Below are 14,779 nucleotides of genomic sequence, written 5' to 3' on the forward strand. Positions count from 1 at the left end.
AGGCTATCAGTTCTGGTTGTTGAGATTGTTGAGGTTGCGCAACTGGCGCACGTACAGCTTGTCGAGCACTTGCAATTCTTCCGGCGTGAAGCCTTCGTACAGGGCCGAGGTTTCCTGGTAGACGTCCGGCAGCGCCGTTTCGATCAGGGCGCGGCCCTTGTCGGTCAGCGAAATCATCACCGAGCGGCGGTCGCCGGGGCGCGTGCCGCGGTGGATCAGGCCGCGCGTTTCCAGGTCGTTGCACACGCGCGTCAGGTTGGCCGGCTTTTCATGGCAGGCCATGCCCAGCGTGCAGGCGTTCGAGGTTTCGTCGTCCGTGCCGTACAGCACGGCCAGCACCATGTAGCTGGCATCGACCAGGTCGTGCTTTTTCAGCGCGGCATTGGTCAGGTCCTTCATGCCTTTCTGGATGTGGTACGTCATACGCAACAGGCGCATCAGTTCCATGGGGAAGCCTGGCATGCGCGTGCGGATATTTTGCAGCCGCTTGGAGGTGGCGTCAAAAGCGGTCATGTCGTATTCCTTCATGTGTCAGTAAAGCTCCGATTGTATCTTGTTGGGCTATGGCAACGCGAGTCTAGATGCCGCCTCCCAGTGCATTCATCAAGGAAACGTACAGATCGAGTTCGCGCGCCCCATTCTGCGCCTGCTGCTGCTCTTCCGCCAGCAGCGCCACTTGCGTGTTGAGCATGTTGATGGCGTCGCTCATGCCCGCCTTGTAGGCCTTTTCCGCCAGGTCGCGTGCGCGCTGCGCCGTGGCCAGCGCCTGCACGGTCAGCCGGTTCTGCTTTTCCAGCGACTGCGCTTTCGTGACGGCGTTGGCCACGTCCGACATGGCGTTGACGACGGTGGCGTTGTACTGCTCGACGGCGCCGTCGTACACGGCCGTCTGGCTGCCCAGCTGGGCGCGCAGGCGGGCGCCGGCGAAGATGGGCAGGCTCAGCGCGGGCGAGGCGCCGCGGATCTGCGAATTGGCGTCGAGGAAATGGCTGAAGCCAAAGGCCTGGAAGCCGGCAAACGCCACCAGGTTGACGTTCGGGTAAAACTCGGCCTTGGCCACGTCGATGCGGCGCGCCGCCGCTTCCACGCGCCAGCGCTGGGCGGCGATGTCGGGCCGGCGGCCGATCAGGTCGGCTGGCAGGGCTTGCGGAATGGCCAGCGGACGGTCCAGGCGCAGGGTGGGCCGCGCCAGCGCCGCGCCGGCCGCCGGGCCCTTGCCCGCCAGGGCCGCCAGCTGGTTGCGCAGCAGGGCCAGCGATTCGGCCGCCTGCTCCAGCTGGCGCCGTCCGGCCGGCAGGGTGGTTTCGATCTGCGCCACGTCGATGTCGGTGCCGATGCCGGCGGCCTTGCGCTGGCGCGTGATGTCGAGGATGCGCGCGCGCTGCGCCAGGCTGCGCCCGATCACGTCCTGCACCGTGAATTCATACGACAGCTGGATGTAGGTGCGCACCAGCGCCGTTTCCAGCGCCAGGCGGGCCATCTGCGACTCGGCCGACGCCATCTGCACGTCGCCGAGGGCGGCGGCCAGGGCTTCGCGGTTGCGGCCCCACAGGTCCAGATCGTACGAGGCCGTGACGGTGGCCTGGTTGCGCCAGGCGTAATTGCCGGCCAGCGGCGCCGGCGTGCTGCCGTGCTGCGAATACAGTTCGCGGTTGATGGAGACGGACGCGTCCGCCTGCGGGCGCGTCTTGTCTTCGGCCGCGCCGGCCAGTGCCTCGGCCTGGCGCACGCGCGCCTGGGCGCCGCGCAGGGTGGGGCTGTCGGCCAGCGCCTGCTCCATCAGGCGATTCAATTGGGGGTCTTGCAAGTCTTGCCACCATTGCGCGCGCGGCCATGCGATGGCGGCGCTGGCGGCAGCGTCCATGGCCTGGCTGGCCTGCAGCGCATTGGCGTCGAGCATGGCCGATTGCGGCGCGATATGGCCCATGTCGGCGCAAGCGCTCAAGGCAAGGGTCAGGCTGGCGGCAAGCAGGCGGCGGTGCAGGGACATGCGAGGACTCCGGGACGGGATAGTGTTGGGGGGATTGCTGACAGCTCGCCGCGGTGAGCGCCGGGAGTGGCCCGGGTGCTGCGCCGCAACTGAGTTGTGCTACTGAAACCGGCTGACTGGTTTCTTATTTGACGACGTGCTTGCTTGTTTGCGCGACGTCGAAATCCGCTTCCGTTTGCGGGATCTGGCCAGCCTTGCGGGCGGCGTAGAACTCGGCCATGACTTGCTCGCGCGTCACGTTGCTGGCGGCGGTGGCAGGCGTTTTCGGATAATCGGCTTCGCTGGTGGCAATTTCGCCGGCGTTGCGGGCACGGATGTATTCAGCCGTGACGTCGGCGCGCGTCAGCTGCTGGCCGGTGGTGGCCGGTGTGGCGCTTTGCGCGAAAGCCGAGGTGGCGGTGGTGATGGCGAATAGTGCCGCGATCAGTGATTTGGCTTGCATGATAAGACTCCAATATGTGCATGATGGCTGGGTGGATGGGCCGGCTCGCCACGTACCGGTCGGTTTGACGGCACCTCGCGGTGTGGGCTTGGTGTCGTCAATGAAGCATTTCTGGGTGAGAAGCTGCTTACTTGAATTAACTATAGCAATGAATAGTACATTTGTGAAGTAATTTCTGAAAATATTTGTGCGATGCCGCATTTCCCAAGGGGAAACGGGTCGGCAGGCGTGCGCCGTTGCCCGGGCCAGCGGAGTAAGCTGACTTTTTATTAACAGGAGTCAGCCATGAGCAGCAGTTCTCTGGATCCCGATCATTTGCCCGTCACTCCCGACCGCGTACTGGGCAGCGGCCATGGCAAGGGCGCCCTCGGCCCCAGCGACAGTTCCGACAGCGGCAGCGACATGCAGGGCGTGCCTGGCCAGGACGCGGATGCGCTCGACAGCGACAGCGACGCGGCCGGCACGGGCGAGCGGGCCGGCGTCGAGCCGCAAAACACGGCGCCCGATGGCGGCGATATCGATGTCGACCATGTGGAAAGCGTGGCGCCCGTGCAGCCTGCCGGTGGCGACGAGGACGATGCGGGAGCCAGGCAGGCGCCCGCGCCGCGGCCGTGATGGGCTGGCCTGTGCCGCGAATTGCCGCCGTCCCGGCGCCATCAGCGTAAAATGATGGCAGGGCGGCCAGCGTGCCGCCATGGCCAGCCGGCCGGCACAGGATAGGATGTCACAGGATGCACATGCACATGTCGGAAGACAAAGAAAAAGACTTGATGTCGATGTACCGCGAGACGCGGCCCCGCGAGTTCGTTGGCGAGAAGAGCCAGACCAATCACCTGGCCTGGAGCTTGCTGGTGATCTTGCTGGCACTGGCGTTCTGGCTGGGCGTGGCCCTGACGGCCGCGGAAAACCAGCGCTACGCCCTGCAGACGGGGGTATGCCAGGATCGCGTGTTCCCGGCGGAAATCGACACGGCTTGCCTGAAACAGGTCAAGTCGCGCGACCACTGGTGGCAGCACCTCGGTCACGCGCTCGTGCACCTGGACAGCTGAGTCTAGCGTAGCGCGCCTGCCGTGGCCGTGATGACCGAGTGCGGGGGGGCGGTGTTGCTGGTCGCGCGCGCTCACTGGGCGCGCCGGGCGGCTGGATGGGGGTGTCCGGTGCCTGTGAGGGCCGATGCGATGTTGCGGGAGGCGCCATGCCACGCGATAGTTCGCGCGAACAGCCGCAATGGCGGTTTGCGCGCCACAGTGCCTTGACGGCGCGCCAGCTGCTGCGCGCCTACGCCTTGCTGTGCCTGTTTTCCACGGCCATCGCCGCCGGCTTCGCGCTGCGCGGCTACTGGTATATCCCCGTCTTTTCATTTGCCGAACTGAGCCTGGTCGCCCTGGCCCTGCTGTACTACCTGCGCCATGCGCGCGATTACGAGCAGATTGCCCTGCGCGACGGCTTGCTCGTCGTCGAGCAGGTCAGCGCCGGCCGGTGCCGGCGCAGCAGCTTTGCGCCGTGGCGCGCGCGCGTCGTGGTGCCGCAGGGGCCGCGCCAGCTGATCCGCATCGGCGACGGCATGACCGAGGTCGACGTGGGCGCCCTGGCCACGCCCGAGCGGCGCCTGCAGGTCGCGCACGAGCTCTGCGCGCTGCTGCCGCGTCCGGGATCCTGATGGGAGCGCTGCACGCGCCAGGCGCGCGCCAGGATGCGTGGCGGCCTTCGCCGTGGTCCTTGTCGTGGATTTATTTCGGGCCGTAAAACTGGAAGGTCTGGACCACCAGCAATTGGGCAGGGAAGCCCGTGATGGTCTTGAATTCCTTGACGCCGGTAATCTTGTAGGCGCCCGCCTGGAATGCCTCGCCTTCCTCCCAGCTGTGATCCTTCATGGCAAACTGCAACAGGCGCTTGTCGTTATAGCGGTAGCTGAAGATGGTGTAGGCGCCGACGCGGCTGGTGACGACGAAGCGTTCGTCCTGCGCGTCGGCGATGAGCAGGATGCCCGGATAGCGCCCGATGCCCGCTTCCTCGTTCTGGATTCGGAGGATCACGTCGGTAAAACTGCATTCGGCGTCGCGGATCTTGTCGCGCTGCGTGGCGATCTTCATGACCTCGTCGTAGCTCTTGTCATGCACGATCGACCAGCGCGGCGAGTCGCAATAATTGGCCGCGCGGGCGTTGGCCGCGCAGAGCAGCAGACAGAGAGTAATGGCGGGAAAAGCTTTCATGGGACCTTGTGGCGCTGTCTTGTGGAGCCGGCAGTCTAGCGTCTGGCTGCCGCCGCCACAAGCGCCGGGCGACGGGACAGATCAGGTGGCGCGCGACGGGCCTTCCCACAGGTTGATGTGGCCTTCGCGCGCCTGCACGTCGATGGCCGCCAGTTCATCGGCCGTGAACGTCAGCTGCCGCAGCGCCGCCACGTTTTCGCGGATTTGCGCGCTGCTGCTCGCGCCGATCAGGGTCGAGGTGACGCGCGCATCGCGCAGCACCCAGGCCAGCGCCATCTGCGCCAGGGTCTGGCCCCGCTGCGCGGCGATCTGGTTCAGCGCGCGCACGCGGGCCAGGTTTTCCGCGCTCAGGTGCTTCTGCATCAGCGAACCGCCGCCGGGGCGGTTGACGCGCGCATCCTGCGGCACGCCATCGAGGTATTTGTCGCTGAGCAAGCCCTGCGCCAGCGCCGTAAACGTGATGCAGCCCATGCCTTGCGCCTGCAGGGTGTCGAGCAAGCCGTCTTCCTCGATCCAGCGGTTGAGCATGTTGTAGGCCGGCTGGTGGATCAGGCACGGCACCTTCCATTCTTTCAGCAGGGCTGCCGCCTCGGCCGTCTTTTGCGGGGAATACGAGGACAGGCCCACGTACAGCGCCTTGCCCTGCTGTACGGCGGTGGCCAGTGCGCCCATGGTTTCCTCCAGCGGCGTGTCGGCGTCGTAGCGGTGCGAGTAAAAGATGTCGACGTAGTCGAGGCCCAGGCGCTGCAGGCTCTGGTCCAGGCTGGCCAGCACGTATTTGCGCGAACCGCCGCCCTGGCCGTACGGGCCCGGCCACATGTCCCAGCCTGCCTTGGTGGAAATGATCAGCTCATCGCGGTAGGGCAGGAAATCGTCGCGCAGCAGCTTGCCGAAATTGCTTTCCGCGCTGCCATACGGCGGCCCGTAATTGTTGGCCAGGTCGAAATGCGTGATGCCCAGGTCGAAGGCCGTGCGCAGCATGTCGCGCTGCGAAGCCAGGCTGTTGCTGTCGCCAAAGTTGTGCCAGAGGCCCAGCGACAGCAGCGGCAGTTTCAACCCGCTTCGCCCGCAGGTGCGGTATTGCATGCTGTCATAACGGTTTTCGGCGGCGTGGTAGGTCATGGCATCTCCTGGATAAATGAATCGCCTATTTTCGCGCAAAATCAAGGTGTGCGTGTGCGGCCCTTGCGCGCGGCCGGACGCGCCTTACAATAAACGTTCGGTAGTCTCGCGAGGAGTGGTCATGGAAGTCGAATTGAAATTGCTGCTGGCGCCAGACGATGCGCCCCGGCTGCGCGCGCACCCGCTGCTGGCGCAGTCGGCGCAGGGACAGGCGCAGGTGTTGCACCTGCACGATATCTATGTCGATACGCCCGACCTTCAATTGTGCCGCCACCAGGCGGGCTTGCGCGTGCGCCAGGTGGCGGGGCGCTGGCTGCAGACGCTGAAGGCGGGCGGCAGCGCCAGCGGCGGCTTGCACAGCCGCCATGAGTGGGAAGGCGAAGTCGCGGGTCCGGTGCCCGACCTCGACGCCCTCGATGCGGCCATCGGCCGCAAGCAGGCGATCCGCGCGCTGCTGCGCCAGGAGGCGATCCGTGATGGCTTGCGGCCGGTCTTTACCACGCGTATCGAACGCAGCGTGTGGCAGCTGAGTACGCCGCAGGGCGACCAGATCGAATGCGTGCTGGACCAGGGCGTCATCGAGAGCGGCGCGGACGGCGCCGTGCGCAGCGTGCCCGTCAGCGAGATCGAACTGGAATTGAAAGAGGGCCAGGCGTCCAGCCTGTTCGAGGTGGCGCTGGCATTGCTGCGCGAAGTGCCGCTGCAGCTGGGCCACATGAGCAAGGCGGAGCGCGGCTACCGGCTGGCCGCGGCGCAACCCTTGCGCGCCGTCAAGGCCCAGCCCCTGGCGCTGGACGCGGCGATGACGGTGGAGCAGGTTTTCCTCGCCATCTGCCACAATTGCCTGGAACAGGTCAGCGGCAACCAGGATGGCGTGGCGGCGGGCGAGGATGTGGAAAGCGTGCACCAGATGCGCGTGGGGCTGCGCCGCCTGCGTTCGGCGCTGGGCATGTTCAAGGCGCTGCTGGCCCTGCCCGATGCCTTGAAGACCGAGCTCGACTGGCTGGGCGGAGCCCTGGGCGAGGCGCGCGACTGGGATGTGCTGGCCGGTCATACGCTGGCGCGGCTCGATGGCGACGCGGCGGTCGATGCGGCGGCGCTGGCGCAGGCGGCGCACGAGCAGGCGCGCGTCAGTCACGCGCAGGCGGCCCAGGCCGTCACCTCGCCGCGCTACACGGCATGGATGCTGGGGCTGCAGCGCTGGCTGCAGGCACGCGACTGGCGCGCCGGCGGCTCGCCGCGCCAGTTGCAGCGGCTCGATGCGCAGGTGCCGGCCTTTGCCCGCAAGACCTTGCGCGAGGATCAGCGCCGCCTGATGAAGCGCGGCCGGCGCTTGCTGCACGCCACGCCGCAACAGCGTCACAAGGTGCGCATCGCGGCCAAGAAGACGCGCTATGCGACGGAATTCTTTGCCTCGCTGTTTGCTGCCAGCGCCGTCAAGCCATACGTGGGGCGGCTGTCCACGCTGCAGGATGAACTGGGCTGGCTCAACGATGTGCAGGTGGCGGACCGCCTGCTGCAGGAATTGCCCGATGGCCAGGCAGGCCACGCGCAATTGCGGCTGCACGCGGCCTTCATCCGCGGCTATCTGGCGGCGCGCGCGCAGGCCCAGGGCGCGGATGGCCGCATGGACAAGGCCTGGCGCCGCTTCAAGGCGATACGCTTGCCCGTGTGAGCGTGCCGGACGGCATGGGCTGGCCGGGAATCCCGCGCCCAGATGCATGCCTTCCAGATCCATGCTTTCCAGATGCATGCTTACCAGATGCATGTCTGCGCCGTTGGCGTTCCGCCAGGGCGGGCACTGGCCGTCGTGCATGGCTTGCCGCCGTATCGCGTGGCTCGCCGCGCATCCGCTGGACGCCCGGTCCGCGTTCCGGCCGTGTTGCCGGCAATTGTCCGCAATTGCCGGCAAGACGATCCTAGGCCAGCGGGCGTTTCAACTGGCGCTCGAGCATGGCCAGCGGCGATTTGTCTGGTTCGGTCATGGCCTTGACGGGCAGCAGCCAGGTTTGCTCCAGCGCATGCTGTCCGCGCAGGGCCGCGTGCGACACCACATCCGTAAACACGATCCAGGACTGGCCCGGCGCGAATGCGTGCATGTGCTGTTCCACCTGCGCCTGGTAAGCGAGATCGGCTTTCATGGCGTCATGCAGTTGCAGCATGTAGTGGTCGTAGGGCGTGCGCCGGGACTTGGTGATGTGCAAGCATTGCAACAGGGCGGCGGCTCCCGGCCATGGGCGCGCGGCGCTGGGCAGGAAGCGCTGCGCCACCTGCGCGAATGGCGCCCCCAGCTTCCACACGCGCGGCGCGCCGCGCGGATGAATGTTGGTAAATATGCGCAGGATGCGCCGGCCCTGCGTGGGCGAGGCGGGAAAGCTGTCGACATGCAGGCGCGTATCGTCCTTGCGCCAGGAAGAGGCGCGCCCGGTGATTTCCACCGGGCGAAAACTGCTTTTGCCTTGCTGCAGATGCGGCAGGTAGGCCGGCAGCAGGCCGCCCAGCAGGGTGCGCGACTGGCGCGCGTAGCGCGGCATCAGGGCCGCCAGCAGGGCCGCATCGTGCGCCGGGCCTTGGCCACGCACGCCGCGCAGCGGTTCCCAGCTGATGTTCTTGGCCTTGCCGGCAGCACCATCGAGCAGCGCATGCTCCTCTTCCCGCAAATCGAAGCCGAGGCCGGGCAGCCAGACGACGTGTCCATCCTCGAGCGCCTGCCGGGCCGCGGCTTGCTGCGCGGTGGTGCAAGGGGCATCCCATCGGTTGAGGGAAACGTCGACAAGTTGGCTCATGGACGCAAGACGGGGCAGGAATCGGTAGCATCAGTATGCATGCCATCCCGCGTGCCCCGTTTGCGCTAGCGCAGTGTCAGCTCACAGTTTGCTGTTCTGGCAGCCGGAGCTCACGCATTCGCGCACGCGGTCCTGCAGGAATTGCGCGCGTTCGATAGTGGTCTGGGTGGCGCAATCGAGGTTGACATAAAAACCCGATGATTCGCGTTTCGAGCACGTATTGTTACGCTTGCTTATCCATGCCAGCTGGCCCGATTTCAGGGTTTGCTTGCCGTTGGCATCGAGCTGGGCGGCGAGTTTCTTGTAGTTGGCGTTCAATTCCTTGTCCGCTTCCTGGTACACCTTGTTCAGGCAATACAGACCGTCGAAGTCGTTGCGCGGCGTGTCGCAGGCCGAGTTGGCCAGGGCGGAACCGGAGGCAAGGACGAGCAGGGCAAGCATGAATTTTTTCATTGTTTTCTTTCAGCAAGTGGATGAGGCTGGAGCGGGCGGGCGAAGCGCTGCCTGCGCTTGCGCATCTTATAACATTCCTGCGTGCCGATCTTGTCCGTTTGACTAGTGTGTGCCGTCGGCATGTACTTTCTGAGTGGACATAAAAAAAGCCCGCGCTCGCAAGCGCAGGCTTCTTTCCAGGACACGCTCGCGCGTGTCCGTTTTACGTTGACAGGAACGCGCTTACGCGAAGTTCTTGGCAACGAATTCCCAGTTGACCAGGCCCCAGAACGTTTCCACGTACTTGGCGCGCAGGTTGCGGTAGTCGATGTAGTAGGCGTGTTCCCACACGTCGCAGGTCAGCAGCGGCTTGTCGCCGGTGGTCAGCGGGCAGCCGGCGTTCGAGGTGTTGACGATGTCGACGGAACCGTCGGCTTTTTGCACCAGCCAGGTCCAGCCCGAACCGAAGTTGCCCACGCACGACTTGGTGAATTCTTCCTTGAACTTGTCGAACGACGACCATTTCGCGTTGATCGCGTCAGCCACGGCACCGGTAGGTGCGCCGCCGCCGGCTGGTTTCATGCCGTTCCAGTAGAAGGTGTGGTTCCACACTTGTGCCGCGTTGTTGAAGATGCCGCCCGACGATTTCTTGATGATCTCTTCCAGCGACAGGTTCTCGAACTCGGTACCCTTGATCAGGTTGTTCAAGTTGGTCACATACGCCTGGTGATGCTTGGCATAGTGGTATTCCAGGGTTTCTTTCGAAATATGCGGCGCCAGAGCGTCCATTTCATATGGCAGTGGTGGCAGAGTATGTTCCATGTGATGTCCCTTTGTGGTGAGTGTTCGGAGTCGACCGGCCTGGGGCCGGAGGGTTGAGCCTTGCGTGCTTGAGTCAAGCATTCTTGCTGAACGAGCCACTATTGTAAAGCGGATGCGCCATTGCTGCAGATTCGGGCATGCATTGCCCGCGTCGCCATGCGTAGTGATTCTCGTTTAGGAAAACAATGATGGATGGGGATGCTTCAGCGCCTGGAGAAACCATCGCGAGCAAGCCCGCCAGCGGGTCGAGTCGCGCAGCTGTACGAAAAGCACGGCGAGCAACGCCGACCCGAGCGTGGGCCGCGCAGCAGGTTGATCATGGCGCAATCCTTAGCGGATGCGGCGCGTGGTTTCACGCACGATGAGTTCCAGCGGCGGAATGGCCGCCTGCACGGATTCGCCATTGATCAGCCCCAGCAGCGCCTGCGTGGCGATGCGGCCGATGTCGTACAGCGGCTGGTGGATGGTGGTCAGCGGCGGCGTCGTGTAGGACGAGCCGGGCAAGTCATCGAAGCCCACGAGCGAGATATCGTCGGGCACGCGGATGCCCTTGCGGTACAGGCACAGGCGCACGCCATAGGCGGACAGGTCATTGGCGGCGAAGACGGCGCTGAATTGCTGCTGCGTATCGAACAAATGGTTCATGGCCAGCATGCCGCTCGCTTCGTGGAAATCGCCTTCCACCGTCAATTTCGGGTCGATGGCGATATCGGCTTCGCGCAGCGCCCGCTGGTAGCCCGTCAGGCGCTCGGCCGCATCCGTGTTGTTGGCGGGGCCGGCGACGAAGGCGATGCGGCGGTGGCCCAGTTCGATCAAGTGGCGCACGGCCAGGTAGGCGCCGTATTCATTGTCGAGCTTGAAGCCGATGGCGCTCTTCGTCGCCAGCAGCCGTCCCGTCGACACGATGGGGCGCTGCTGCGAGAAGTCGAGCACGCTCTGATCCGAGATACGCCCCGACAGCAAAATGATGCCGTCGACTTTCCTCGCCAGCAGCAGGCGGATGCGGTCCGCTTCTTCCAGCGCATTCCAGTGGCCGCTGACGATGACGGAAGCATAGCCCGTGTCCTTCAAGCCATCGTCGACACCGCGCAGGCTTTCGTCGAAGAAGGGGCTGGAAATATCCTGCACCACGATGCCGATCGTCATCGAGCGGCCTTTCTTCAGCCCCTGCGCCATCTGGTTGGGCGCGAATCGCATGTGCGCGATGGCGGCCAGCACGGCGTCGCGCTTGTCGTCGGACACCTTGGCCGTGCCGTTCAGGATGCGCGAGACGGTGCTGGGCGACACGCCTGCCTGGCGGGCGACGTCGAGCAGGGTGGAGGGAGGGGCGGCGTGGGCGCTATCGGTCAAGGCGATTCCTGGGTGTCAAGATGGCTGGCTGTCAGTGCTCTGAAAACCTTTTCAGTGAAAGATTACCATAAACGGACGATCAGGCTGCAGGCCAGGGCAGGCCGGAGCAGGGTAGAGCAGGCCGGTGTCGGTCGGCGTAGGTCGGCTTAGCCCGCAGGGCGTAAGCCGACACCGCAACGCCCAAGCCCACGCCACGCCACGCCGCAGCCACGCGCCGGATCGCCTACGCAGGGCCACTCCGGCCTGCGTCTCCCTACATCTGAAAACGTTTTCACAAAAAACAACAACATCTCCGGCCGCCAACTTTCACCGCTTTTCATAGGAGAGAACGCCCGGTGCAGCCCAACTCGCCACGATGGCCTCAATAAAAATGACAACTTTTTCGGTTGACTTGATTTTCTTTGCGGTGTTAAATGAACGCATGTTGTGAAAACGTTTTCAAGATAGAAGACGCTCAATAAACGGAGATGAAAGAATGAAGTCAAGCATCCTTGGCGCCGCCCCCCTGGCGGCGCTGACCCTGGCCTTCGGTGCGGCCGCCGCGCCCGCAGCCGCCCCGCCTGCCGCCGTCCTGCCCGCGCTGGCTCCCGCCACCATTACCGTCGCCTCGTTCCCCGACCTGGACCGCGCCGTCAAGACGGCCTTGCCCCTGTGGGAAAAACTGTATCCGCAGGTGAAGGTCAAGCTGGTCAGCCTGCAGATCGACGACCACCATAATTCGATGACGACGGCGCTGGCGGCTGGCGCGCGTCTGCCCGACGTGATGGCGATCGACTTCCGCTATGTCGGCAGCTTCGCCGAATCGAAGGGCATGGAAGACTTGCTGCAGGCGCCCTACGGGGCGGGGCAGTACCGCGACCGGTTCGTGCCGTTCACTTTCGTGCAGGCCACCAGTTCGCGCGGCACCCTGGGCGCCATGCCGGCCGACCTGGGGCCGGGCACCCTGTTCTACCGCAAAGACCTGATGGACAAGGCTGGTATCAAGGAAGCCGAGCTGACGGCCTCGTGGGAGTCCTACATCGCCGCCGGCAAGAAGCTCAAGGCGGCCACGGGCACCTATCTGCTGGCCGGCGCCAGCGACCTGGCCGACATCGTCATTCGCGCCAACCTGAAGGATGGCGAAGGCATTTATTTCGGCGACAAGGGCCAGGTGCTGGTCGACTCGCCCCGCTTCGTCAAGGCGTTCGAGCTGGCGAAGGCAGCCAGGGTGGCCGGCATCGATGCGCGCACCGTGGCCTGGACGGGCGAATGGGCCGAAGGCTTCAAGCGCGACAAGGTGGCCAGCCAGATGATGGGTTCCTGGCTCAGCGGCCACCTGGCCAAGTGGCTGGCGCCGGAATCGAAAGGCCAGTGGCGCGCGGCGAACCTGCCGGCCGGCGCGCTGGCGTCGTATGGCGGCTCGTTCTACGGCATCCCGAAAAAAGCCGCCAACAAGGCGCAGGCGTGGGAATTCATCAAGTTCATGACCGTCAACAAGGATATCCAGCTGCACTCGCTGAAAGAGATCGGCGCCTTCCCGGCCCTGAAGGCGGCCTATGCGGACCCCATGATGGACGAGCCGCAGGCGTATTTCGGCGGCCAGAAGACGCGATTGCTGGCGCGCGAGACGGCGGCAAAGATTCCCGTCATCCGCGTCGACAAGTTCGACGCCGTGGCGCGCGACATCGTCAATATGGAGCTGGAAAGCGTGCTGGCGCAAGACAAGGATATCAAGACGGCGCTGGCCGACGCCAAGGCCCTGATCACCCACCGCGCGCGGCGCTAGGAACCGGCATGACTCTTATTCCACATCCAACCCAATGCGGAAAGCGGCCATGAGCGCGCCCTCCGCATCGCTGGCGCAAGGCGCGTCCGCCCCGGCGCGGCCGGCAAAAAGGCGCTTCGACAGGAAGAAATGGGCGCCGTATATTTTCATCAGTCCCTTCTTCATCCTGTTCGCCGTCTTCAGCCTGTTCCCGCTGCTGTTTTCCATCTATTTGTCGTTCAACCAGTGGGAAGCGGCCAGCGGCGTGGAAGCCATGCAGTGGGTGGGGCTCGACAACTATAAGTACGCGTTGAGCGACCCGTGGTTCCTGCGTTCGCTGGGCAACACCGTGTGGCTGGCGCTGGCCTCGGGCGTGCCGCAGCACCTGGTGGCCATTCCGCTGGCCGCCTTCATCCACAACAGCTTCAAGCGCTCGCGCAACCTGGTGATCGGCATTTACTTCTTGCCGTTCATCACCTCCAGCGTGGCCATCGCCATGGTCTTCAACACGCTGTTTTCGCGCGACTATGGGCAGATCAATGTACTGCTTGAATGGTGCGCCAGCCTGCCGCTGGTCGGCGGCCTGTTTCCGGCGGAATCGATCGACTGGCTGGGCAGTTCGCTGTTCATCAAGCCGGCCGTCGCCTTCGTCATCTTCTGGCGCTACCTGGGCTGGAACCTGGTGCTGTACCTGTCCGCGCTGCAGGTCATCCCAAAGGATCTGTACGAGGCGGCGACCATCGATGGCGCCTCGACCCGCCAGCAGTTCTGGTACATCACCCTGCCGCAGCTGCGCCCGATGATCTACCTGGCCGTCACGCTGACCATCATGGGCAATTTGCAGCTGTTCGAGGAGCCGTTCGTGCTGGTGGCCGAATCGAGCGGCGTGAGCCAGTCCGTGATGACGACGGCCATCTTCGTCTACAAGACGGCGTTTTCCTCGGGCGACTTCGGCACGGCGTCGGCCATTTCCTGGCTGCTGTTCCTGATCATCGCCAGCACCACCTGGGTGAATAACCGCATCTTCAGCCGCAACGAACGCAGGGAGGCCAAATGAAAACCACACGCTGGACGGCCTACGCCATGGTGGCCATCGGCGCCCTGATCATGGTCGCGCCGTTCTACTTCATGTTCGTCTTCGCCACGCATACGAGCGCGGAAATTTACAGTCTGCCGCCGCCGCGCTGGTTCGGCACGGCCCTGCTCAATAACCTGGAACTGCTGCAGGAGCGCCTGCCGTTCTGGCGCAATATCGGCATCAGCCTGTACGTGGCCCTGATGACGACGGCCCTGACCCTGTTCTTTTGCTCGCTGGGCGGCTATGCGTTCGCCATGTACGAGTTCCGCTTCAAGCAGCCCTTGTTTACCCTGGTGATGGCGTCGATGATCATCCCGTCGTTCATGAACATGATCCCCACCTTCATGCTGATGGATTTCCTCGGCTGGCTCGACCAGCCGCGTGCCCTGTACGTGCCGGGCGCCGCCGGCGCGCTCGGTATTTTCCTCATGCGCCAGTACATCGGCACGGCCATCCCGAAGGATTTGATCGAGGCGGCGCGCATCGACGGCTGCGGCGAATTCGCCATCTACTGGCGCGTCGTGCTGCCGCTGATCGGCCCCGCCATGGGCACGCTGGGCCTGATCACCTTCATCAACTCGTGGAACAATTTCATCACCCCGCTGGTGGTCATGCGCTCGGTCGAGAACTACACGATCCCGCTGGCCCTGCGCAGCATGCAGGCGCCGAACAACACGGAGTGGGGCGCGCTGATGACGGGGGCGGCGATTGCCGTGCTGCCGCTGCTGCTGATGTTCTTCGTCGCCTCGAAGCGCCTGATCGAGGGTCTTACACAGGGCGCGGTAAAAGGTTAAGCCTTT

Annotated in this window: 16 protein-coding genes; 7 read left to right on the forward strand and 9 right to left on the reverse strand. The window is 64.5% G+C overall.

Annotation, left to right across the window (positions count from 1 at the left end; translation table 11 throughout):
- Positions 1-6 precede the first annotated feature (6 nt).
- The 3 genes from O0880_RS21105 to O0880_RS21115 form a co-directional block, all read right to left on the reverse strand.
- On the reverse strand, positions 7-513 hold the full coding sequence (locus O0880_RS21105; RefSeq protein WP_071326643.1) for a MarR family transcriptional regulator: 507 nt from the start codon (positions 511-513) through the stop codon (positions 7-9).
- Between the two features lie 64 nt (positions 514-577).
- Positions 578-1,990, reverse strand: coding sequence for an efflux transporter outer membrane subunit (locus O0880_RS21110; RefSeq protein ID WP_071324887.1), 1,413 nt, complete (start codon positions 1,988-1,990; stop codon positions 578-580).
- Positions 1,991-2,114: 124 nt separating this feature from the next.
- Positions 2,115-2,432: a DUF4148 domain-containing protein gene (locus O0880_RS21115; protein ID WP_289888591.1), complete on the reverse strand. Its 318-nt coding sequence runs from the start codon at positions 2,430-2,432 to the stop codon at positions 2,115-2,117.
- Between the two features lie 285 nt (positions 2,433-2,717).
- On the opposite strand from O0880_RS21115, the gene O0880_RS21120 reads away from it, so the two are divergent.
- The 3 genes from O0880_RS21120 (at position 2,718) to O0880_RS21130 (ending at position 4,092) form a co-directional block, all read left to right on the forward strand.
- Positions 2,718-3,047, forward strand: a complete 330-nt coding sequence (locus O0880_RS21120) for a hypothetical protein (protein ID WP_289888593.1) — start codon at positions 2,718-2,720, stop codon at positions 3,045-3,047.
- A 128-nt stretch (positions 3,048-3,175) separates the two neighbouring features.
- Entirely contained in the window at positions 3,176-3,481 is a 306-nt protein-coding gene (locus O0880_RS21125) for a hypothetical protein (protein WP_289888595.1), read from the forward strand.
- Positions 3,482-3,627: 146 nt separating this feature from the next.
- Positions 3,628-4,092, forward strand: a complete 465-nt coding sequence (locus O0880_RS21130; protein WP_289888596.1) for a DUF2244 domain-containing protein — start codon at positions 3,628-3,630, stop codon at positions 4,090-4,092.
- A gap of 70 nt (positions 4,093-4,162) precedes the next feature.
- Here the strand turns inward: O0880_RS21130 and O0880_RS21135 are convergent, their stop codons facing one another.
- The gene (locus O0880_RS21135) at positions 4,163-4,645 is read right to left on the reverse strand and encodes a hypothetical protein (protein WP_289888597.1); all 483 of its coding nucleotides are present in this window, start codon (positions 4,643-4,645) and stop codon (positions 4,163-4,165) included.
- 81 nt (positions 4,646-4,726) lie between these two features.
- Entirely contained in the window at positions 4,727-5,767 is a 1,041-nt protein-coding gene (gene mgrA, locus O0880_RS21140; RefSeq protein WP_289888599.1) for an L-glyceraldehyde 3-phosphate reductase, read from the reverse strand.
- A gap of 121 nt (positions 5,768-5,888) precedes the next feature.
- Between mgrA and O0880_RS21145 the strand changes: the two genes are divergently transcribed.
- On the forward strand, positions 5,889-7,442 hold the full coding sequence (locus O0880_RS21145) for a CYTH and CHAD domain-containing protein (protein ID WP_289888600.1): 1,554 nt from the start codon (positions 5,889-5,891) through the stop codon (positions 7,440-7,442).
- A gap of 244 nt (positions 7,443-7,686) precedes the next feature.
- Here O0880_RS21145 and O0880_RS21150 read toward each other — a convergent pair whose 3' ends face one another.
- The 4 genes from O0880_RS21150 to O0880_RS21165 form a co-directional block, all read right to left on the reverse strand.
- Positions 7,687-8,553, reverse strand: coding sequence for a Kdo hydroxylase family protein (locus O0880_RS21150; RefSeq protein WP_289888601.1), 867 nt, complete (start codon positions 8,551-8,553; stop codon positions 7,687-7,689).
- A gap of 81 nt (positions 8,554-8,634) precedes the next feature.
- Positions 8,635-9,006: a lysozyme inhibitor LprI family protein gene (locus tag O0880_RS21155; protein WP_071324879.1), complete on the reverse strand. Its 372-nt coding sequence runs from the start codon at positions 9,004-9,006 to the stop codon at positions 8,635-8,637.
- A gap of 222 nt (positions 9,007-9,228) precedes the next feature.
- Positions 9,229-9,807 (reverse strand): superoxide dismutase [Fe], encoded by a 579-nt coding sequence (sodB, locus tag O0880_RS21160; RefSeq protein WP_071078930.1) that lies wholly within the window; start codon positions 9,805-9,807, stop codon positions 9,229-9,231.
- 330 nt (positions 9,808-10,137) lie between these two features.
- Positions 10,138-11,157: a substrate-binding domain-containing protein gene (locus O0880_RS21165; RefSeq protein WP_071324878.1), complete on the reverse strand. Its 1,020-nt coding sequence runs from the start codon at positions 11,155-11,157 to the stop codon at positions 10,138-10,140.
- A 475-nt stretch (positions 11,158-11,632) separates the two neighbouring features.
- On the opposite strand from O0880_RS21165, the gene O0880_RS21170 reads away from it, so the two are divergent.
- Genes O0880_RS21170 through O0880_RS21180 form a run of 3 tightly spaced genes read left to right on the forward strand, consistent with a single transcriptional unit; the run spans position 11,633 to position 14,773 of the window.
- On the forward strand, positions 11,633-12,922 hold the full coding sequence (locus O0880_RS21170) for an extracellular solute-binding protein (protein WP_289888613.1): 1,290 nt from the start codon (positions 11,633-11,635) through the stop codon (positions 12,920-12,922).
- Between the two features lie 49 nt (positions 12,923-12,971).
- Entirely contained in the window at positions 12,972-13,958 is a 987-nt protein-coding gene (locus tag O0880_RS21175) for a sugar ABC transporter permease (protein WP_071324877.1), read from the forward strand.
- Entirely contained in the window at positions 13,955-14,773 is an 819-nt protein-coding gene (locus O0880_RS21180) for a carbohydrate ABC transporter permease (RefSeq protein ID WP_071324876.1), read from the forward strand. The genes O0880_RS21175 and O0880_RS21180 overlap by 4 nt, the downstream gene beginning before the upstream one ends.
- Positions 14,774-14,779 lie beyond the last annotated feature (6 nt).

It is taken from the genome of Janthinobacterium sp. SUN118 (genome assembly GCF_030397695.1).
Taxonomy (GTDB): Bacteria; Pseudomonadota; Gammaproteobacteria; order Burkholderiales; family Burkholderiaceae_D; genus Janthinobacterium.